The sequence below is a fragment of the Desertimonas flava genome, assembly GCF_003426815.1.
GTDB classification, from domain to species: domain Bacteria; phylum Actinomycetota; class Acidimicrobiia; order Acidimicrobiales; family Ilumatobacteraceae; genus Desertimonas; species Desertimonas flava.
Genome location: NZ_QKYK01000032.1, coordinates 44,545 through 65,966, shown reverse-complemented (window position 1 = coordinate 65,966; position 21,422 = coordinate 44,545). Strand labels below are relative to the sequence as shown.

The 21,422-nt window shown below is 67.4% G+C and carries 16 protein-coding genes and 3 rRNA genes; 5 read left to right on the top strand and 14 right to left on the bottom strand.

Annotated features, from left to right (window positions below):
• Positions 1-273 precede the first annotated feature (273 nt).
• Complete coding sequence (locus DN771_RS24570) at positions 274-819, top strand: YbhB/YbcL family Raf kinase inhibitor-like protein (RefSeq protein WP_117000210.1); 546 nt, start codon at positions 274-276, stop codon at positions 817-819.
• Positions 820-872: 53 nt separating this feature from the next.
• Entirely contained in the window at positions 873-1,481 is a 609-nt protein-coding gene (locus tag DN771_RS24565; RefSeq protein WP_205528755.1) for an alpha-ketoglutarate-dependent dioxygenase AlkB, read from the top strand.
• Between the two features lie 15 nt (positions 1,482-1,496).
• On the opposite strand, the gene DN771_RS24560 is transcribed toward DN771_RS24565, so the two are convergent.
• From DN771_RS24560 to tyrS, 6 genes are all read right to left on the bottom strand, one after another.
• Complete coding sequence (locus DN771_RS24560; protein ID WP_162942374.1) at positions 1,497-2,012, bottom strand: hypothetical protein; 516 nt, start codon at positions 2,010-2,012, stop codon at positions 1,497-1,499.
• Between the two features lie 33 nt (positions 2,013-2,045).
• Positions 2,046-2,468 carry a universal stress protein gene (locus tag DN771_RS24555; protein WP_117000208.1) on the bottom strand — a complete coding sequence of 141 codons (423 nt, stop codon included), beginning with the start codon at positions 2,466-2,468 and terminating at the stop codon, positions 2,046-2,048.
• A 111-nt stretch (positions 2,469-2,579) separates the two neighbouring features.
• Positions 2,580-2,696 (bottom strand): 5S ribosomal RNA (gene rrf / locus DN771_RS24550).
• 77 nt (positions 2,697-2,773) lie between these two features.
• Positions 2,774-5,830: ribosomal RNA gene (locus DN771_RS24545) — 23S ribosomal RNA — on the bottom strand.
• 399 nt (positions 5,831-6,229) lie between these two features.
• Positions 6,230-7,753: ribosomal RNA gene (locus DN771_RS24540) — 16S ribosomal RNA — on the bottom strand.
• Together the 16S, 23S and 5S rRNA genes form the textbook arrangement of a ribosomal RNA operon.
• Before the next feature lie 401 nt (positions 7,754-8,154).
• Positions 8,155-9,423 carry a tyrosine--tRNA ligase gene (tyrS, locus tag DN771_RS24535; RefSeq protein WP_117000207.1) on the bottom strand — a complete coding sequence of 423 codons (1,269 nt, stop codon included), beginning with the start codon at positions 9,421-9,423 and terminating at the stop codon, positions 8,155-8,157.
• Between the two features lie 72 nt (positions 9,424-9,495).
• Between tyrS and DN771_RS24530 the strand changes: the two genes are divergently transcribed.
• Entirely contained in the window at positions 9,496-10,626 is a 1,131-nt protein-coding gene (locus DN771_RS24530) for a DUF2332 domain-containing protein (protein ID WP_162942373.1), read from the top strand.
• A gap of 119 nt (positions 10,627-10,745) precedes the next feature.
• On the opposite strand, the gene DN771_RS24525 is transcribed toward DN771_RS24530, so the two are convergent.
• The 8 genes from DN771_RS24525 to DN771_RS24490 form a co-directional block, all read right to left on the bottom strand.
• The gene (locus DN771_RS24525; RefSeq protein ID WP_117000205.1) at positions 10,746-11,189 is read right to left on the bottom strand and encodes an acyl-CoA thioesterase; all 444 of its coding nucleotides are present in this window, start codon (positions 11,187-11,189) and stop codon (positions 10,746-10,748) included.
• Positions 11,186-12,595, bottom strand: a complete 1,410-nt coding sequence (gene argH / locus DN771_RS24520; RefSeq protein WP_227462468.1) for an argininosuccinate lyase — start codon at positions 12,593-12,595, stop codon at positions 11,186-11,188. The genes DN771_RS24525 and argH overlap by 4 nt, the downstream gene beginning before the upstream one ends.
• Positions 12,596-12,597: 2 nt before the next feature.
• Complete coding sequence (gene argR / locus DN771_RS24515; RefSeq protein WP_117000204.1) at positions 12,598-13,077, bottom strand: arginine repressor; 480 nt, start codon at positions 13,075-13,077, stop codon at positions 12,598-12,600.
• Positions 13,074-13,994: an ornithine carbamoyltransferase gene (locus DN771_RS24510; protein ID WP_162942372.1), complete on the bottom strand. Its 921-nt coding sequence runs from the start codon at positions 13,992-13,994 to the stop codon at positions 13,074-13,076. Before DN771_RS24510 ends, argR begins: the two co-directional genes overlap by 4 nt.
• 188 nt (positions 13,995-14,182) lie before the next feature.
• On the bottom strand, positions 14,183-15,367 hold the full coding sequence (locus tag DN771_RS24505) for an acetylornithine transaminase (protein ID WP_227462467.1): 1,185 nt from the start codon (positions 15,365-15,367) through the stop codon (positions 14,183-14,185).
• Positions 15,357-16,253: an acetylglutamate kinase gene (gene argB, locus DN771_RS24500; RefSeq protein ID WP_117000202.1), complete on the bottom strand. Its 897-nt coding sequence runs from the start codon at positions 16,251-16,253 to the stop codon at positions 15,357-15,359. Before argB ends, DN771_RS24505 begins: the two co-directional genes overlap by 11 nt.
• Positions 16,253-17,287 (bottom strand): N-acetyl-gamma-glutamyl-phosphate reductase, encoded by a 1,035-nt coding sequence (argC, locus tag DN771_RS24495; protein ID WP_117000201.1) that lies wholly within the window; start codon positions 17,285-17,287, stop codon positions 16,253-16,255. The genes argB and argC overlap by 1 nt, the downstream gene beginning before the upstream one ends.
• A gap of 247 nt (positions 17,288-17,534) precedes the next feature.
• Positions 17,535-18,050: a TetR/AcrR family transcriptional regulator gene (locus DN771_RS24490; protein WP_117000200.1), complete on the bottom strand. Its 516-nt coding sequence runs from the start codon at positions 18,048-18,050 to the stop codon at positions 17,535-17,537.
• A gap of 223 nt (positions 18,051-18,273) precedes the next feature.
• Here DN771_RS24490 and DN771_RS24485 point away from each other — a divergent pair, with 223 nt between their 5' ends.
• Together DN771_RS24485 and DN771_RS24480 are read left to right on the top strand one after the other, a co-directional pair.
• Positions 18,274-20,532: an arylsulfatase gene (locus tag DN771_RS24485; RefSeq protein WP_117000199.1), complete on the top strand. Its 2,259-nt coding sequence runs from the start codon at positions 18,274-18,276 to the stop codon at positions 20,530-20,532.
• The gene (locus tag DN771_RS24480) at positions 20,529-21,422 is read left to right on the top strand and encodes a ribonuclease Z (protein WP_117000198.1); all 894 of its coding nucleotides are present in this window, start codon (positions 20,529-20,531) and stop codon (positions 21,420-21,422) included. The genes DN771_RS24485 and DN771_RS24480 overlap by 4 nt, the downstream gene beginning before the upstream one ends.

Below are 21,422 nucleotides of genomic sequence, written 5' to 3'. Positions count from 1 at the left end.
CGGCCGCCGCGCGCCGGCCGGCCGTCACGGCTGGGGCCCGATCGCCCGGCACGGCCGGAGCCGCTGCGGCCGTCACGCCCTGGCCGGCCATCACGGCCGGGGTGACCGCCCGCGGAGCGTCGGTCGGATCCACCATCGCGAGCCCCGCGGGCCGGCCCACCGGGACGGGCCGGGCCGCCGCGCCCGCGCGACGGACGAGCAGGACGCGGTGCAGACATAGTCGTCCAGGCTACGGCGCGCCGCAGCCAAGCGGGCCTGAGTACTGTCGGCGCCATGAGTGACCGCGTGCCGCCTCCCGACCCGTACGACTTCCTGCCGGCCCTGCCCTCGTTCACCGTGGAGAGCGACGACCTCGTCGACGGCGCTCCGCTCCCGGCCGTCCACGCCAGCGCCATCTTCGGCGTTCCCGGTGGGGCCGACCGCTCACCGCATCTCCGCTGGTCCGGCTTCCCCGCCGAGACGAAGAGCTTCGCCGTCACCGTGTTCGACCCCGACGCCCCCACGGCCAGCGGCTTCTGGCACTGGTCGCTCTTCGACATCCCTGCCGATGTCACCGAGCTGGCCGCCAACGCCGGCAGCGCCGACGGTGCCGGGCTCCCGGCCGGGGCCGTCCAACTGCGCAACGATGCCGGGTTCCCCGGCTTCGTCGGGGCGGGCCCGCCCCCGGGGCACGGCCCGCACCGCTACATCGTCGCCGTCCACGCCATCGGCGTCGAGTCGCTGGGCATCCCCCCGGAGGCGTCGCCGGCCTATCTCGGCTTCAACCTCTTCGCCCAGGGCATCGCCCGAGCCCGGCTCACGGCCACGTTCGAGCAGTAGCGCCTGGCCCGGACCGGTTGTCTCCGGCCGGCGTTCGAGCCATACTCGAACATGTGTACCGACAGCCAACGCTGTTCGGCGACGCGCCACCGGCCGTCGACACGGAGTTCGCCGGCCTGACGCGCCACGACCTCGACGGGTCGACGTGGATCGACCACACCCCCGGGTGGCTCGACGGTGCCGACACGGTCTTCGACCAGCTGGTCGATCGCCTCGACTGGAGGCAGCGGGAGGTCGCGATGTACGGCCGCCTGCTGCCCGAGCCGCGCCTCAGCAGCTGGTGGAGCGCCCGTCACGGCGGGATCCCGCTCCCCGTCCTCGACGACATCCGCCACGCCCTCGATCGTCGTTACGGGGTGTGGTTCAGCTCGATCGGGTTCAACTGGTATCGCACCGGCGACGATTCGGTGGCGTGGCACGCCGACACGAGGGGACCACCGGTCCCCAACCCCACCATCGCCATCGTCAGCGTGGGCACGCCTCGTCCGTTCCGCCTCCGGCCACGCGGCGGGGGACGGTCACACACGTTCGAGCTCGGCGCCGGCGACCTGCTCGTGATGGGCGGCGCGTGCCAGCACGACTGGGAGCACGCCGTCCCGAAGAGCCGGCACTGCCGGGGTCCACGGATCTCGATCACCTACCGCCACGACGGCAATCACTGACGGCCGCCGCGACGATCAGAGGCCGTAACGCTGCTGCTCTTTGGGATCGTCGGGGTCGATGGGCGGCTGGCCGACGCGTTCACGATTGGCGTTCGCCTGTTCCAGGTTGCTGCGGACCCACGCCGCCTCGCGCTCGGTCACGCGACCGCGGTGCAAGATGCCGGCGTGCTCCGGTGACCCGTAGTCGACGCGCCCGTCCGACGCCCCCGCCACCGGTGACGGCGTGGCGCGGCTGGCACGCGAGGCGCCGGACGACCCCGGACGGTCGGCCTTGCGTGCCCCCTCGAGGACGCGGTCGAAGTCGACGTCGGCGAACAGCTTGTCGAGCGTGCGTGTCTCGACCACCGCCCGCCGCGGCGGCTCGTTGGGAGCGAAGATCGAGAACGTCACGAGACGCAGCGTCGAGTCCTGCAGGAGCTGCGCCTCGCTGCGGCTGATGTCGAGCTCGAGCGGCACACTCACATCGGGATGCTCGACCACCACCCGGGTGTGATCCTCGTCGGTGAGCTCGACGCCAGAGAGATCAGACACGACGATCTGCCGTACGGCCATTGATCGATCCTTTCAGGACGTCTTGACGACGTAGACGTCGCACGGCGCGTGGTGCGTGACGTCGTTGGCCACGCTGCCGAGGACCCGTCCGACACCTTGCATGCGCACGTTGCCCACGACGATCAACGTCGCGCCGTGCGCCTTGGCCTGGTCGATGAGCACCGTGTGCGGCTTGCCCGAGATCGCCAGACCCTGGGCATCGATGCCGTAGGCGGCCGACAGGCGCGCCGCCTCCCGCGCGACGAACTCCTGGGCGTGATCGGCCGTGCTGAGCACGAAGGTGTCGGAGCCGACACCGATCACGTCGACCTCGTCGCTGCCGTATGCCGTCACCACCAGCAGCCGGCCCCCGAGGGCGGCGGCGATCTGCCCCGCTCGATCGAGTGCTTTCGCCGCAGTCTCACTCTCGGCCGCGCCGACAAGAATCAATTCCACGGCCGCTGACTGTAGCGGGTCGGCGCGGCCCGACAATCCGGACGACGCACACAATCCTGGGCCCGGACGCGATGAAGCGCCTCGGCGGACCGAGGCGCTTCATCGAGCGAAATCCGGCGGCGTCCTACTCTCCCAGGGGGTCAACCCCCAAGTACCATCGGCGCTGACAGGCTTAACTTCCGTGTTCGGGATGGGAACGGGTGTGACCCTGTCGCTATGGCCACCGAAATCAGTTGTCAATGTGGTGCGCGGCGGCCGTTGCCGGCGCGCTGCACCTCAAGGACTCCAGAGCAAGCACGAGCGTTCAATCCAAGCCCTCGGCCGATTAGTACCGGTCGGCTGAACACATTGCTGTGATTACACCTCCGGCCTATCAACGTGATGGTCTCGTCACGGGCCTTACTGCGTTACCGCATGGGTATGCTCATCTTAGAACGGGTTTCCCACTTAGATGCTTTCAGCGGTTATCCCTTCCGTAGGTGGCTAATCTGCCGTGCCCTTGGCAGGACAACAGACACACCAGAGCTACGTCCGTCCCGGTCCTCTCGTACTAGGGACAGCCTTCTTCAACATACCTTCGGTTGCGGAGGATAGAGACCGAACTGTCTCACGACGTTCTGAACCCAGCTCGCGTACCGCTTTAATGGGCGAACAGCCCAACCCTTGGGACCTGCTTCAGCCCCAGGATGCGATGAGCCGACATCGAGGTGCCAAACCTTCCCGTCGATATGGACTCTTGGGGAAGATTAGCCTGTTATCCCCGGGGTACCTTTTATCCGTTGAGCTACCACGCTTCCACACGCAATGGCCGGGTCACTATGCCCTGCTTTCGCACCTGCTTGACTTGTAGGTCTCGCAGTCAAGCTCCCTTGTGTCATTGCACTCGACGGCTGATTGCCAACCAGCCTGAGGGAACCTTTGGGCGCCTCCGTTACATTTTAGGAGGCGACCGCCCCAGTCAAACTACCCGCCTGGCGCTGTTCCTGGCCCGGATAACGGGCCGAGGTTAGAGTTCCAACATACACAGGGTGGTATTTCAACGATGACTCCACACTGGCTGGCGCCAATGCTTCCAAGTCTCCCACCTATCCTACACAATGCAGGTCAAAACTCAACACCAAGTTATAGTAAAGGTCCACGGGGTCTTTTCGTCCTTCCGCAACTAACGAGCATCTTTACTCGTACTTCAATTTCGCCGGGTCTATGGTTGAGACAGTGGGGAAGTCGTTACGCCATTCGTGCAGGTCAGAACTTACCTGACAAGGAATTTCGCTACCTTAGGACGGTTATAGTTACCGCCGCCATTCACTGGGGCTTAGGTTCATAGCTTCGCCTTGCGGCTAACCATTCCCCGTAACCTTCCAGCATTGGGCAGGCGTCACAGCGTATACAGCGCCTTGCGGCTTCGCACGCTGCTGTGTTTTTGGTAAACAGTCGCTACCCCCTGGTCTGTGCCACCCCCGCCAGCTCTGACCGTAAAGATCGTCACCAGTAGGGGTCCTCCTTCTTCCGAAGTTACGGAGGTAATTTGCCGAGTTCCTTAACCATAGTTCTCCCGATCGCCTTGGTATTCTCTACCCGCCCACCTGTGTCGGTTTGGGGTACGGGCACCGTGCCAACTCGCTGCTGGGCTTTTCTTGGCAGCATGGAATCAATGACTTCGTCTGAAACGACTCGGTATAACATCTCAGAGTTACGGCCCCAACTCTCATCGGGACCCTCCTACATGCTTACCCGGGGACTACCATCGCCCCGGTTCACCTATCCTCCTGCGTTCCCCGTCAGCTACCCTCCAGCCGCTCGGTGAGATCGTTACCGAAGTAACAGCCCCCACGTTGCAACTCTTGGGCTTGACGCGGACACGGTGGTCACTGGAATATCAACCAGTTGTGCATCGGCTACGCCTCTCGGCCTCGTCTTAGCTCCCGACTCACCCTGGGGGGATTAGCCTTCCCCAGGAACCCTTGGGCTTTCGGCGGAGGGGTTTCTCACCCCTCTCTCGCTACTCATGCCTGCATTCTCACTCGAATGCGCTCCACACCGGTTCACACCGAAGCTTCGCAGCACATTCGACGCTCCTCTACCGCTCCCACAAAAGTGGAAGCCCATAGCTTCGGCTCAGGACTTGAGCCCCGTTACATTGTCCGCGCAGGATCACTCGACCAGTGAGCTATTACGCACTCTTTCAAGGGTGGCTGCTTCTAAGCCAACCTCCTGGCTGTCTATGCAATCCCACATCGTTTTCCACTTAGTCCTGAATTAGGGGCCTTAGCTGATGATCTGGGCTGTTTCCCTTTCGACCAACGAAGCTCATCCCCCGTGGTCTCACTGCCATGTTCTGGAGCATCGGCATTCGGAGTTTGGCTGGGGTTGGTAAGCTTGTAGGCCCCCGTACCCATCCAGTGCTCTACCTCCGATGCTGAACACATGACGCTGCACCTAGATGCATTTCGAGGAGAACCAGCTATCGCCAAGTTTGATTAGCCTTTCACCCCTATCCACAGCTCATCCCCGCCATTTTCAACTGACGTGGGTTCGGTCCTCCACGGAGTCTTACCTCCGCTTCAACCTGGCCATGGATAGATCACTTGGCTTCGGGTCTACAGCATGCGACTCTACGCCCTGTTCAGACTCGCTTTCGCTTCGGCTACCCCACTCCGGGTTAACCTTGCCACATACCGTAACTCGCAGGCTCATTCTTCAAAAGGCACGCCATCGTGGCCCCCGAAGGGACGACACTCTGACTGTTTGTAAACCAACGGTTTCAGGTACTATTTCACTCCCCTCCCGGGGTACTTTTCACCTTTCCCTCACGGTACTGGTTCACTATCGGTCGCCAAGGAATATTTAGACTTACGGGGTGGTCCCCGCAGATTCACGCCAGTTTTCACGGTCCCGGCGTTACTTGGGAGCACACAGCAGAGACTGCTCATGTTTCGGATACGGGGCTGTTACCCACTCTGGCCGGACTTTCCTGATCCGTTCTCCTACACGGCAATTTGGTAACTCTGTGACACCTCTGGTGCGGTGTCTCTGTGGTCCCACAACACCCCTACAGCAACGCCACCAGGCTTGGCACTGTAGAGGTTTAGTCTGATCCGCTTTCGCTCGCCGCTACTCACGGAATCGCGGTTGCTTTCCTTTCCTCAGGGTACTGAGATGTTTCAATTCCCCTGGTTCCCTCCTCCGACCCTATGTGTTCAGGCCGGGGTGACACTCCATGACGAGTGCCGGGTTTCCCCATTCGGACATCTGCGGATCGAGGCCTAGTAGACGGCTCCCCGCAGCTTTTCGCAGTCACTCACGTCCTTCATCGGTTCTTGGCGCCAAGGCATCCACCGTTGGCTCTTAGTAGCTTGGAAAGAACAAAATTAAAGTTTCACACGGGGGCTCCGCCCCCGTGGACCCCCGAAGAGGTCCTCGCATGGCGGATTCCGCGTGAAGATTTAGATGCTCGTGCTTGCTCTGCAGTTCTCAAGGTGCGACTGAGGTGCTGTCGCTTCTCTCGGGACCTGAGCCGGCTGGCTCGATCGACCGAGAGATCCGACTCCCTCAAAACGGAAGAGAAGACTGTGAACGCCACCAGTTCGTACAGATCAGGAGGAGGTGAAGCCTACGACTGAACTGACGACTGCTGACGATCCACCAGTGCACCAACTGGGTGTCCAAACATCGCACAGTACTGGATTGCCGGGCTCGAGCTCCGCTTGCGCTTCGCTCTCGCTCCGACGACTGTGAACGATGTGGAATGGACTCCTTAGAAAGGAGGTGATCCAGCCGCACCTTCCGGTACGGCTACCTTGTTACGACTTCACCCCAATCACCGACCCCACCTTCGACGGCTCCCCCCCTTGCGGGTTGGGCCACCGGCTTCGGGTGTTGCCAACTTTCGTGGTGTGACGGGCGGTGTGTACAAGGCCCGGGAACGTATTCACCCCGGCGTGCTGATCCGGGATTACTAGCAACTCCGGCTTCATGGAGTCGAGTTGCAGACTCCAATCCGAACTGAGACCGGCTTTGTGGGATTCGCTCACCCTCGCGGGATCGCAGCCCTCTGTACCGGCCATTGTAGCGTGTTTGCAGCCCTGGGCATAAGGGGCATGATGACTTGACTTCATCCCCACCTTCCTCCGAGTTGACCCCGGCAGTCTCCTACGAGTCCCCGGCATTACCCGCTGGCAACATAGGATAAGGGTTGCGCTCGTTGCGGGACTTAACCCAACATCTCACGACACGAGCTGACGACAGCCATGCACCACCTGTGTAGGGCCCGTTAGGACACCCTGTCTCCAGAGCTTTTCCCTACATGTCAAACCCAGGTAAGGTTCTTCGCGTAACATCGAATTAAGCAACACGCTCCGCTGCTTGTGCGGGCCCCCGTCAATTCCTTTGAGTTTTAGTCTTGCGACCGTACTCCCCAGGCGGGGCACTTAATGCGTTAGCGACGGCGCGGATCTCGTTGGTTGAGACCCACACCTAGTGCCCAACGTTTACGGCGTGGACTACCAGGGTATCTAATCCTGTTTGCTACCCACGCTTTCGCTCCTCAGCGTCAGTAATGGCCCAGAGCGGCGCCTTCGCCACTGGTGTTCCTCCTGATATCTGCGCATTTCACCGCTACACCAGGAATTCCCCGCTCCCCTACCACACTCTAGTCACAGCAGTATCGGGTGGCGTCTCAGGGTTAAGCCCTGAGTTTTCACACCCGACTCACTGAACCGCCTACGAGCTCTTTACGCCCAATAAATCCGGACAACGCTTGGTGCCTACGTGTCACCGCGGCTGCTGGCACGTAGTTGGCCGCACCTTCTTCTACAGGTACCGTCATTTTCTTCCCTGCTGAAAGCGGTTTACAACCCTAGGGCCTTCTTCCCGCACGCGGCGTTGCTGCATCAGGCTTTCGCCCATTGTGCAAGATTCCCTACTGCTGCCTCCCGTAGGAGTCTGGGCCGTGTCTCAGTCCCAGTGTGGCTGATCATCCTCTCAGACCAGCTACCCGTCGAAGCCTTGGTGAGCCGTTACCTCGCCAACAAGCTGATAGGCCGCGAGACCCTCCCGATCCGATAAATCTTTCGTCGGTCCACCATGCGGTGGTCAGACGGCATCCGGTATTAGCAAGTGTTTCCACTTGTTATTCCAGAGACCGGGGCAGGTTTCTCACGTGTTACGCACCCGTTCGCCACTAGGTCGTCCCCAATCTTGCGAAAGGTTGGACCTCGTTCGACTTGCATGTATTAAGCACGCCGCCAGCGTTCGTCCTGAGCCAGGATCAAACTCTCCATCAAGAACCGGCTCGACCATCAACCGAAGCTGCTGATCGAAACGATTTGGTGAGAGGTGCGACATCGTCCGAAGGGGAATGCCTTCGTGCCTAGATGCCGCTCCTGTCGGCCGGTGATTAATCCGGCCTGTTTCGACTCTCCCGGCGAACCGGGATTCGTCTGTGTTGTCACCGATTGGGAAATCGGCGACAGAATTGACAGACAGCGTCGCCATGACTTACCCCGAGGGGTTTGTCTCGACTCGCTGCCCGCACTGGCGTTTCGTCTTCTCTTCCGTTTTCAAGGAGCCGAAGCTCGTGGCACTCGCCCCGATTTCTCGGTCGGCGTTGGTGCCGTTGTGGCTCTTGAGCTGGTATTTCCTGCCCGTGAGCGAAGAGAAACGCTACCGACGCAAACCAGTCGCGTCAACCTGCCTCTGAAGAAATTTCCACGAGGTGGTAGCTCTGCTTGCCCTTGCGCAGCAGCGCGTAGCGCCCGTGGAGCAGCCCCAGGTCGCGAATTGCCTGGTCAGGGCCGATTTGTGTGCCGTTCACCCGGACCCCGCGCTGGTCGACGAGGCGCCTCGCCTCGCTCTTGGATGTCGCCAGGCCAATGGTCACGAGCAGGTCGATCGGCTCGTCGAGGGCGTCCGGCGACGCGAACGTGCTCGTCGGCACTTCACCACGGAGGGCGACGAACGCCGACTCGGGCGCCACGGTGGGGTCACCACCGAACAGGACCTCCCCTGCCGCCCGGGCGGCGTCCGCGGCGTCGACGCCATGGACGATCGCGGTGATCTCGTCGGCCAGCTCGCGCTGCGCCCGCCGCCGCTCCGGGGCGACATCATGGTCCTCGAGCAGCCCGCGCACCTCCTCGAGTGGCCGCAGCGAGAACATCGGCAGCTGCTGGGCCACCTCGGCGTCGGAGAGGTTCACGAAGTGCTGGTGGAACTGGTACGGGCTCGTCCTGTCCGGGTCGAGCCACGTGCGGGCCCCGGTGGTCTTGCCGAGCTTGGTCCCGTCCGGAGCCAGCAGGAGGGGCCACGACAGGGCGTGGGCCGTGGTCCCACGGGCCCGGCGGATCAGGTCGACACCCGACACGATGTTGCCCCACTGGTCCGATCCACCGACCTGGAGGACGCACGAACGGTGGTCGTGGAGCCAGAGGTAGTCGTTGGCCTGCAGCAGCATGTAGGAGAACTCGGTGTAGGTGATGCCGTGCTCGCTCTCCAGGCGCGCCCGCACGCTCTCCCGGGCCATCATCTGGTTGATCGTGGCGAACTTGCCGACATCCCGTAGGAACTCGAGGAGTGTGATCGGCTCTGTCCAGTCGCGGTTGTCCACCAGTTCGCCGGCGCCCTCGAGGTCGACGACGCGACTGATCTGGCGCTTGATGGCCGCCACGTTGCGACCGAGCGTCTCGTCGTCGAGGAGGTTGCGCTCGTCCGACCGGCCGCTCGGGTCTCCCACCATCCCGGTCGCGCCGCCGGCCAACGCCAGCGCCGTGTGTCCGGCGTCCTGGAAGCGGCGCAGCATCACCAGCCCGATCAGGTTGCCGACGTGGAGGCTGTCGGCGGTCGGGTCGCATCCGTAGTAGAGCGTGATCGGTCCCTCGGCGAGTCGAGCACTCAGGGCGTCGAGGTCGGTCGACACCTGGATGAGTCCGCGGGCTTGGAGGTCGGCGATCAGGTCCATCGCCTCACATCGTGGCAGAGCGATCCCGCGACGACACCGGTGCGATGCGAGGCCCGGCGCTAGGTTCAGGCGGTGCGTGGCGGACGGGATCCCATCTCGAGGCCAGGTGACCACGGGCCGGCGCTCGACGTCGCCACGTGCCAGCGGATGTTCGGCGACTTCGCCCGGCACTCGGCGACCGCCGCTCCGCTCTACGGGGAGCTGTCCGACGGCGTGGCGGACGACCCCGAGCTCGCTGCGCTGCTCCTGACCGCGCCGGTCGTGCAGCGACAGCCGGTCCTCCTCTTCGCCTGCGTGCACTGGCTCGTGCTCGCCCACCCCGACGAGCCGCTGGCCGCCTTCTATCCCAACGTCGCCGCCCGTCTCGGCGTCGAACGCCCGCCGGGCCCGGCGATCGAGGCGTTCCGGGCGTTCTGCGGCGACCACGCCGCCGACCTGCGCCGTCTGCTGTCCACGCGGCGCACCCAGACGAACGAGATCGGACGGACAGCGCTGTTCCTGCCCGTCTTCGCGCTCGTCGAGCGGGATGCCGGACCGTTCGCCCATGTGGACGTCGGCGCCAGCGCCGGGCTCAACCTGCTCCACCCCTTCTACGACTTCTCGTACGAGCCCGGCGGCGAGATCGGGTCGGGCTCGACGGTGCGCATCACGTGCGGGACGCGGGGCCAACCGCCGATCCCGTCCACCCGCCCGACCGTGGTCTCGGGGACAGGTCTCGACGCGACCCCGATCGACGTTCGCGATCCCGATCAGGCCCGCTGGCTCGAGGCCTGCGTCTGGCCCGACCAGGTCGAGCGATTCGAACGGCTCGCGGCCGCGGTCGCCATCGCCGTGCGAGAGGGGGTCGACGTGCGCCGCGGCGACGCCGTCACCGACGTCGGGGCGCTCGTCGCCGAGGCGGCCGCAGTGGGGCACCCCGTGGTGACCACGAGCTGGGTGCTCAACTACCTCACCTCCGCGCAGCGCCTCGCGTTCGTGGCGGCCCTGGACGCCGCCGGGGCCGAGCGGGATCTTTCGTGGGTCTACGCCGAGAACCCCACGTTGTGCCCTGAGCTGCCCGGGGGGCCCGTCCGCCCACCCTCGGCGAGCGACCCGACGGCGCTCGTGCTGGTCCGCTGGCGGGGCGGGCGACGCGAGGCCGTCCACGTCGCCGACACCCATCCCCACGGCCGCTGGCTCCACTGGCTGGGCACGCCGACCTGACGGTCCGCCGCCGCCCGGTTGCACGTTCTGGGCACCGATCGTGCCATCTCACGATCTGGACACGACCCGTCGCATCCGTGACACGGATGGTGCCCAGAACGGCAAGGAGAAGCGCTGAGTCAGGCGGAGAGGGCCGACTTCACGGCGTCGGGGATCGGCGCCGGCGCGTGCGTGCCCGGCGTGACGCTGACGTAGACCAGCGTCACGACGAATCGCGGCTCGCCCCGGCACGACCCGGCGATGGTGACGTCGAAGCTGGTGCGCCCCCACCGGCTGACCGAGCAGTCGAGAGCGACCACGTCGGGATACGTGGTGCCGGTCGTCCACTCGACCTCGGCCTTCTTCACCATGAAGTCGAACGTCGCCGAGTCGTTCCCGGCCGAGTACATGGCGCCCGGCGGCATGACCGCCTCGAGCCACCTGGCGACGGCGTCGTCGGCGTAGGCGAGGTAGTGGGCGTTGAACACCACGCCCTGCATGTCGCACTCGCCGTAGCGCACCGCGATCGAGTGCCGGAAGGTGGTGCCGACCGGGGCGGCCCCGGCTGAGCTGGTCGCTGTCACGCCGATCTGTGTACCAGGCGGTCGCGGTCGACGGCGAGGCGGTTGCGGAAGTCGGTCAGCTGGCGTTCGATCACCGCCGGGCCGGCAGCGCCGCGGGACGAGCGCTGCTGCACCCCGACCCCGGGGCGGACGAGGGCGGCGGCATCGGGACCGAGACGTTCGTGCCCCGCGGCGAGTTCGCGCAGCGAGGTGCCCGACGCCAGGTGGTCGCGCACGAGGGCCCCGACGATCGCATGCGCCTCCCGGAAGGGTGTGCCCGCCCGGACAAGCCATTCGGCCAGATCGGTGGCGGCCGTGGTCTCACTGTCGGCGGCCGCGGCCATGCGCTCGGGGACGAACGTTGCCGTGGCGATCATGCCGGTGAGGGCGGTGAGCGCCAGCGAGACGTGCTCGACCGAGTCGAACAAGGGCTCCTTGTCCTCCTGGAGATCCTTGTTGTAGGCGAGGGGCAGGCCCTTGAGCACCGTGAGCAGGGCGACGAGGTTGCCGATGAGCCGTCCCGCCTTGCCCCGGGCGAGCTCGGCGATGTCGGCGTTCTTCTTCTGCGGCAGCATCGACGAGCCCGTCGAGTAGCCGTCGTCGAGCTTGGCGAACCCGAATTCCTCACTCGTCCAGAGCACCCACTCCTCGCCGATCCGCGAGAGGTGGATGCCGAGCAGGGCGATGTCGAACAGCGCCTCGGCGACGTAGTCGCGGTCGCTGACGGCGTCGAGCGAATTGTCGAACGGCCTCGAGAACCCGAGCTGGGCGGCGGTGAACTCGGGGTCGATCGGCAGCGACGTGCCGGCCAGCGCGCCCGCTCCCAGCGGCGACACGTCGAGACGTTCGACGGTCGCCAAGAGACGGTCGACGTCACGGGCGAGGGCCCAGCCGTGAGCGAGGAGATGATGCGCCAGGAGCACGGGCTGCGCCCGCTGCAGGTGCGTGTACCCGGGCAGGTAGATGCTGGTGTCGGCGGCGGCCCGATCGACCAGGACGTCCTGGAGGGCGAGGACGCCTTCGGCGACGGCGACGAGCTCGCGTCGGGCCCACAGGCGCAGATCGGTCGCCACCTGGTCGTTGCGGCTCCGCGCCGTGTGCAGCTTGGCCCCGGCGGGACCGGCGATCTCGGTGACCCTCCGCTCGACGGCGGTGTGGATGTCCTCGTCGGACTGGACGAACTGGAACGTCCCGGCAGCCAGCTCCATCGCGGTCACGTCGAGCGCCGCCAGCACGGCATCGCGCTCGGCGTCGGTGATGAGGCCCACCGCAGCGAGTCCGCGCACGTGGGCGCGCGAACCGGCGATGTCGTCGGGCCACAGGCGTTGGTCGAACGACAGGCTGGCGTTGAATCGCATGAGGGCGTCGGCGGGGCCCGACGCGAAGCGCCCGTGCCACAACGTCTTGCCCGTGGTCTCGTCGCTCACCGTCAGGCCTCCAGTCCGGCGAGGTTGCGCAGGCGGTCGGCGAGGGCGGCGCCGCCCTCTGCGGCCTGCGTCTCGGCGGCGACGCAGATGAGCGTGTCGTCACCCGCCACGGTGCCGAGCAGGCCGTCGATGGCGCTGCGGTCCAACGCCGACGCGACGACGTGGGCGCACCCGGGCGGGGTGCGCAGCACGACGAGGTTGCCCGATGACGAGACGTCGGCGACCCACTCCCCCAGCACGCGCCGGAGCTGGTCGAAGGGCGCGATCCGATCGGTCTCGATGGCCGGCAGGGCGTAGACGCTCTGGCCTCCCGGGGCGCGGACCTTGATCACCCCCAGCTCGTCGAGGTCGCGTGACACGGTGGCCTGAGTCGTGGCCAGGCCCTCGCCCTCGAGCAGCTCGAGCAGCTGAGGCTGACTCGCCACGGCGTGCTGGCCGATGAGGCGGGTGATCGTCTGCTGCCGATGCTGCTTAGCGCTCACGGCCTCACTCCGAGCACGAAGGCGAGCGCACCGCGGGCAGCGGGAAGGCGGGCGTGGCCCTGCTGGAACACCCGGCTCTGCGGGCCGTCCATCACCTCGGCCGTCACCTCGAGGCCACGGTACGCCGGCATGCAGTGCATGAACACGGCGGACGGGGCCGCCGCGCTCATCAGGGCCTCGTCGACCGTGAACCCCTCGAAGGCCTGGACCCGAGCGGCCTTTTCGTCCTCCTGACCCATCGACACCCACGTGTCGGCGTGCACGGCGTCGGCTCCGGCGACGGCCTCGACGGCCTTCACGTGATACTCGGCACTCGCCGCGCCGAGCACCACGAAGCGCTCCAGCTCTCCGGGATCGGGACCGAAGCCGTCGGGGCAGGCGAAGGCGAGATGGGCGCCGAGCAGGGCACCGATCTCGCCGAGCGATCGGGCGACGTTGTTGTAGTCGCCGACCCACGCGATGCGTCGTCCGGCGAGCGGTCCGAACGCCGCCTCCATCGTCAACGTGTCGGCGAGCGCCTGCAGCGGGTGGGAGTGGTCCGACAGCATGTTGACGATCGGAACCCCCTCTGTCGCTGTGGCCACGGCGGCCATGCGCTCGAGCAACGAGTGCTGGAAGACGCGGGCCGCGATGACGTGGTGGTAGCCCTGGAGGATCTTGACGATGTCGTCGGCCGGCTCCCGGACGTCGATGCCGACCTCCTCGCCACGGGTGTACACGGGATGGCCACCGAGGTGGAACACGGCCATCTCCATCGAGTGGCGCGTCCGGTTCGAGGGCTTCTCGAAGATCAAGGCCGCACCCTTGCCCTCGAGCGGTCGGCCGAGCGCGGCCGGGGGCTTGGCTGCGAGGTCGAGGATCTGGCGGATCTCCCCAGCGGTGAAGTCGGCGATATCGAGCAGATGGCGCGTGGTCATGACCACTCCCTCGAGGTCGCGGCCTGCGTGGCCGGGGAACGCAGCAGATGGCGCGTGGTCATGACCACTCCCTCGAGGTCACGGCCTGCGTGGCCGGGGCACGCAGCAGATGGCGCGTGGTCATGCCCACTCCCTCGAGGTCGCGGCCTGCGTGGCCGGGGAACGCAGCAGATGGCGTGACTCGCTGGTCATGACAGGACCTCGGTCAAGATGGCGATCGCCTCGTCGATCTCGTCGTCGGTCACGGTGTAGGGCGGCGCGAACCGCAGCGCCGTGGGGGTCACGGGATTGGCGACGAGCCCGCGGTCGAGCAACTCGGCGTAGACCGCCTTGGCGTCGCGGTCGGCGAGCTCGGCGGCGAGCAGCAGGCCGCGCCCACGCACCTCGGTCACGCCCGGCACCGACCGCAGCACGGCGGCGAACCGTTCACCCTGCTTGGCGACGAGGGCAGGGGCGTCGAGGCGGCGCATCTCGGCGAGCACGGCACCGACCGCCGCCGTGGCGATGGCCGTGGCGCTGTAGGTGCTGCCGTGGTCGCCGGCCTCGAACACCGAGGCCACCTCGTCACGGGCCCAACACGCGCCGACGGGCATCCCGTTGCCGAGGGCCTTGGCCAGCGTGACGACGTCGGGGACCACCCCGTCGTGCTCGAAGCCGAACCACGCGCCGGTTCGTCCGAGCCCGGTCTGGATCTCGTCGACGATCATCAGCGCGCCGACCTCGTCGCAGATCTCACGGATCGCCTGGAGGTATCCGGGCGGGGCGACGTTGACGCCGCCCTCCCCCTGGACCGGCTCGATCAGGACGGCCGCGACCGTGCCGTCGACCGCCATCTTCAGGGCGTCGACATCGCCCCAGGCGACGTGGCGGAAGCCCTCGGGCATCGGCTGGAACGGTTCGTGCTTGGCCGGCTGGCCGGTGGCCGCGAGGGTGGCGAGCGTCCGGCCGTGGAAGCTGCCGAACGCGCTGACCACGGTGTGGCGACCACGACCGCCGTACTTCCGTGCCAGCTTGATCGCGCACTCGTTGGCCTCGGCGCCGGAGTTGGTGAAGAACACGCGGCCGGGCTTCCCGGTCACCTCGGCGAGCAGGTCGTCCACGGCGACGGCGGCGCGGATCGCCGGCGGGTTGGCGAAGAAGTTGCTCACGTGCAGCAGCTCGCCGGCCTGCTTCGAGATCGCCTCGGCGATCACGGGATTGGCGTGGCCGAGGGAGGTGACCGCCAGCCCGCACAGGAAGTCGAGGTAGCGCTTGCCGTCACCGTCGAACAGCTCGGTGCCGCGGCCGCGCACGAAGAGTCGTTGCGGCGGCCCGAAGACCTCCATGAACGGCGAGTGGTCGAGCCCCAGGCCGGCATACACGTCAGTGGTCATGATCTCTCTCCGTTCCGTTCAACCGCGTCGCGACCATCGTGCCGATGCCCTCGTCGGTGAACACCTCGAGGAGCAGCACGTGGGCGATGCGCCCGTCGAGGATGTGCGCCCGGCCGACCCCATTGCGCACGGCATGGACGCAGCTGGCCACCTTGGGAATCATCCCGCCGGCGATCGTCCCGTCGGCGACGAGGGCCTCGAGGTCGTCGGCGGTCACCTGCCGGATGAGGCTGGCCGGGTCGTCGACCTGGCGGCGCAGACCCTCGATGTCGGTGAGGTACACCAGCTTCTCGGCGCCGAGCGCCTCGGCGATGGCACCGGCGACGGTGTCGGCGTTGATGTTGTACGCCTGCCCGCTCTCGTCGACGCCGATGGTGGCGACGACCGGGATGAACTCGTCGGCGAGCAGGCCGTCGAGGATCTCGGGGTTCACCGCTGACACGTCGCCGACGAAGCCGAGGGCGGCGTCACGCGGTGTCGCCCGCAGCAGGCCGGCATCCTCGCCGCTGACGCCGACGGCGTAGTTGCCGTGCACGTTGATCGCCGCGACGATCTGCGGGTTCACCTGGCCGACGAGGACCATGCGGGCGATGTCGACGGTCTCGGCGTCGGTGACGCGCAGGCCGTCGCGGAACTCGGTGGTCTTGCCGAGACGCGACATCAGCGAGGAGATCTGCGGGCCACCGCCGTGCACGACGACCGGGCGCATGCCGACGAGACGCATCAGCACGATGTCCTGGGCGAACACCTCGAGGGCGTCGTGGCCGTCGGTGCCGGCGATGGCGTTGCCGCCGTACTTGACGACGACGGTCTTGCCCGCGAAGCGGCGGATGTACGGCAGCGCTTCGACGAGCAGCGCCGCCCGCTGATGCTCGACGTCGAGCATCACGGCATGAGGCCGACGGTCGGGAGACCGGCGGTCTCGTCGAGGCCGAGGGCGACGTTGGCAGCCTGCACGGCGCCGCCGGAGGCGCCCTTGGTGAGGTTGTCGATGGCCGAGATGACGAGGACGTAGCCCGTGCGCTCGTCGTAGCGGGCCGTCACGTGGGCGGTGTTGGAGCCGAGCGTGGCCTTGGTCGACGGCGATGCCGGGGTGACGTGGACGAACGGCTCGTCGGCGTAGGCCTGCGTGAGCGTGGCCAGCAGGGACTCCGTCGACAGCCCGTCGCCGGTCGGCCGGGCGTAACACGTGGCGAGGATCCCACGGTTCATCGGCACGAGGTGCGGCGTGAAGATGACGCTCACGTCGCGGCCGGCGCCGGCCAGGTTCTGTTCGATCTCAGGCGTGTGGCGATGGTCGAGCAGGCCGTAGGCGGTGAGGTTCTCGTCGACCGTGCAGAACGCCGTGGCCTCCTTCGCCGCTCGCCCGGCGCCGGAGACACCCGATGCAGCGTCGACGATCAGTCCCGTCGGGACGATCAGGCCGGCGTCGAGCAGCGGGGCGAGGGCGAGCGTGGCCGCCGTGACGTAGCAACCGGGCGTGGCGACGAGACGAGCACCCTCGAGGTCGCCGCGTGTCCGCTCGGGGAGGCCGTACACGGCCTCGGCGAGCAGCTCGGGTTGGTCGTGGTCGAAGCCGTACCACTGCGGGTAGAGCGACGCGTCCTTGAGCCGGAAGGCCGCCGAGAGATCGACGACGCAGCCGACCTTGCCGACGAGTTGCGGCGCCAGCGCCATCGACGCCTCGTGCGGGAGCCCGAGGAAGACCAGGTCGAGTCCATCGGCGGCCGCCGGGTCGAACGTGTCGAACGTGCGCCCCGGGTAGTGCGCGGCGAGCGATGGGTAGAGGTCACCGAGGGCGACGCCGGCCTGGGTGTCGGCGGTGGCGTAGGCGAGCTCCAGCTCCGGGTGGAGGGCGATCAGCCGAAGCAGTTCGGCGCCGGTGTAGCCCGACGCCCCGAGTATGCCGACACGAACCATGACGCATGATCATACGGAGCGCCGCATGTTCATGCAAGCAGGTACGCGGTTCTCATTTCTTCAAGACCACCGCCGAGTCGCCTCGCGACGATGCAGCTCATGAAGCTCGTCGACGACGAACGCGGAGCCATCGATCTGTTGACCACGCCGCGGACGTGATCGACGAAACCCGTGCTGCGGGTGGCGGGTGGACAGCGACCGCGCATTGCTCGTGGCGAGAGTTCGGCGGCCTGTCTCTGAGCAGCGGTCAGAGCAGCGTCCGGAGGGCCTCCACCCAGGTCCGGCGGGCGTCGTCACCACGCCGATCGTGCTCGTCGCGCAGCTGGGCCCACGACTCGAACGACGTCAAGGTGCTCACCACGGCGACCAGGTCGTCGCGCTGGGTGGGTGCGAGGGGATCGAGCTCCGCGGCGAAGTGCGTGCGCACCTGGCCGGAGAGCAGCGCCCGCCCCTGGTGCAGACCGGCGCCGAAGGCCGTCACCGCGACTCGATCGCGAGCGAGCCGGGCCATCGGCTCGGTCGTCTCGTAGAGCGCGAGGCGCGCGTCCACGAACCGCCCGATCCGCTCGTCGAGCGCCCCGACACCGATGTCGGGGATCTCGAACAGGTGGGCATAGCGCTCGAAGTACCTCCGGACCGTGGCCTGGCGCAGCTCGTCGAGGTTGTCGAAGTACCGGAACAGCGACGCCTGGGACACGCCTGCCCGTTCGGCCACCTGCTCGGCCGTCGGCGGGAGGTGACCCTCGAGGGCCAGATCGATCATCGCCTCGGTGACAGCGAGACGCCCGCGGGTTCGGCGAGCCCGACGGCCATCGACGGGCTCCGCCTGCCCGTGTGCCGTCCCGCCGAACCCGCGGTCCGTGCCAGCGCCCACCCCATCTTCGACGCCGGCACCATCTCGTTGCTCCACCGGTTGTGAGAGTATCACACGCGAAACAAATTGACACCCTCTCTCTCAAAAGTTACGTTCGGCCAGGGAGGGACACATGACACAGCCAGTCTCGGGCCGCATCGGTCGGACCGCCGCCGAGTCGGAGCCGTGGTTCGAGGAGGCACCACATCCCGGCGAGGATGCGCCGAACGTCGTCATCGTGCTCCTCGACGACACCGGCTTCGCGCAACTCGGCTGCTACGGGTCGTCGATCGACACCCCGCACATCGACGCCCTGGCCGCGGACGGCCTGCAGTTCACCAACTTCCACGTGACGCCGCTCTGCTCGCCGACCCGAGCGGCGCTGCTCACCGGACGCGCCCAGCACGCCGTCGGGATGCGGACGGTCGCCAACTTCAACACCGGGTTCCCCAACCAGCGGGGTCACATCAGTGAGCGCGCCGCCACCGTGGCCGAGATCCTCCACGACGCCGGGTACGCCACGTTCTGCGCCGGCAAGTGGCATCTCGCCCCGATCGACGAGTGCTCGGCCGCCGGGCCGTTCCGGCACTGGCCGCTGGCGCGCGGTTTCGACCGGTTCTACGGCTTCCTCGACGGCGAGACCGATCAGTTCCACCCGCAACTGGTCGCCGACAACCACCCGGTCGACCCCCCGTACGGGCCGGACGACGGCTACCACCTCAGTGAGGATCTCGTCGACCAGGTCCTGCGGATGATCGCCGACAGCCGCGGCGTGCGCCCCGACCGGCCGTTCCTCGCCTACGTCCCGTTCGGGGCCACCCATGCGCCGCACCAGGCGCCCACCGCCTACCTCGCCAAGTACCGCGGCGCGTTCGACCACGGCTGGGACGTGGAACGGCACCGCGTGTGGGAGCGTCAGCTCGAGCTCGGCGTGATCCCCCGCGGCACCGCGCTCGCGCCGCGCAACCCGGGCGTCGACGCCTGGGACGACCTCCCCGAGACGCAGCAGCGGCTGGCCTGTCGCCTGCAGGAGGCCTTCGCCGCCTTCCTCGACCACACCGACGCCCAGATCGGGCGCCTCGTCGACGGGCTCCGCCGGCTCGGGGTGCTCGACGACACGCTGCTGTTCGTGATGGCCGACAACGGGGCGTCGCAGGAGGGCGGGCCGTTCGGCGTGATGCACGAGATGAAGTTCTTCAACGGCATCCTCGAGACCCCCGACGAGGCGATCACGCGGATCGACGAGATCGGCGGCCCCCACAGCCACACCAACTACCCGTGGGGGTGGGCGCAGTGCGGCAACACGCCGTTCAAGTGGTACAAGCAGAACACCCACGAGGGCGGCGTCCACGTTCCGATGGTGCTGCACTGGCCGGCCGGGATCGCCGCCGGCCAGCGCGGCACGCAGCGCAGGCAGTTCGTGTACGTCGCCGACGTCGTCCCGACGATCTACGACCTCCTCGGCATCACTCCCCCGCCGGTCCGGCGCGGCCTCGACCAGCTCCCGGTCACGGGCCACTCGTTCGCCTCGGTCCTCGCCGACGCAGCGGCTCCGGCGACCAACGAGGTGCAGTACTTCGAGATGACCGGCAGTCGGGCCATCGTCGCCGGGCGGTGGAAGGCGGTGTGCCGTCACGTCGCCGGCGCCGACTACGACACCGAACCGTGGGAGCTCTACGACCTGACCACGGACGCGTCCGAGTGCCACGACCTGGCCGGCGAGTTCCCCGACCGCCTCGACGCGCTGGTCGACCTGTGGTGGGACGAGGCGGCGGAGCACGGGGTGCTGCCCCTCGACGACCGCGGCGTCGAGCTCTTCGGCGCCCGCTTCCGTGAGCGTTCGGCCCATCCGCCGGCGCGCCGCTACGTGTACCGACCGCCGATGTCGCCGATCCCGGCTCAGGCGTCGGCGGCGATCGGCGGCCGCAGCTTCGACCTGACCGCGAGGATGTCGCGGTGCACCGGTGACGACGGCGTGCTGTGGGCGACCGGCACGGAGAACTCGGGGATCTCCGTCTTCGTCCAGGACGACCGCCTGGTCGTCGACTACAACGCCTTCGACGCCCACACCATCGTCGAGTCGAGCGTGCCGGTGCCCGCCGGTGACGTGGAGGTGACCGCCCGCTTCCGGCGCGGCGACGGCCGCAGCGGCACCGTCGAGCTCGCCGTGGATGGCGTGCCGGCCGGGCGCGCCGACATCGCGCTGTACATGCGCATGATCTCGTCGATCGGCACCAGCATCGGTTCCGACGCCGGGTCGGCCGTGTCCCGGCGCTACGCCGCGCCGTTCGCCTTCTCCGGCACGCTCCACGAGATCGTCATCGAGCTCGTCTCGCCGCCCGCTCCCGGCACGGCGGACGCCGCGCAGCGGGCGGAGCTCGCTCGCCAATGAGCCTCCTCGTCACGGTGCTGGGCACCGGCAGCCCGATCCCGGCACCCGATCGCGCCGGACCGGCGACATTGATCTCGACCGGGCCGGCGCGCACCGACGACCATTACCTCGTCGACGCCGGTCGCGGCGTCCTGATGCGCCTGGCCGCGCTCGGGATCGGCGCCGGCGATCTCTCCGCCGTCCTGTTGACCCATCTGCACAGCGACCACATCACCGACCTCAACGACGTGATCACCACCCGGTGGGTGATGTCGCTTGCGCCGGCCCCGTTGCGGATCATCGGCCCGGCCGGCACGCGCGCCGTGGTCGACCGACTCCTCGAAGCGCTCGGACCCGACATCAGCTATCGGACCGCCCATCACCGGGATCTCGCCGGCGATCATCTCGTCGAGGTCACCGACGCCACGCACGGCCCGCTGGGCGTCCCCGGCCGGGTCGCTGTGCGCTGCGCGGCCACCGACCACCGCCCCGTGGAACCGAGTCTCGGCTATCGCTTCGAGTCGCTCGGCGCGAGCGTCGTGACCGCCGGCGACACCGTCCCGTGTCCCGGTCTCGACGCGCTCTGTGCCGGCGCCGGCGCCCTCGTGCACAGCGTGATCCGCAAGGACGTCATCGCCGGTGCCCCGGTCCAGCGCCTCCGCGACATCCTCGACTACCACTCGTCGCCCGATCAGGCCGGCGCCACGGCCGCTCGCGCCGGCGTCGGCACGCTCGTGCTCACCCACTTCGTTCCCCCGCCGGCACCCGGGACGGAGGACGAGTGGCGTGCCATCGCCTCCCGCACGTTCGCGGGCCGCATCGAGATGGGCCCCGATCTCCACCGCGTCGACGTCCCACCCACCACCACGACCACGACCACCACGACCACCACGATCCCCCGGAGCGACTGA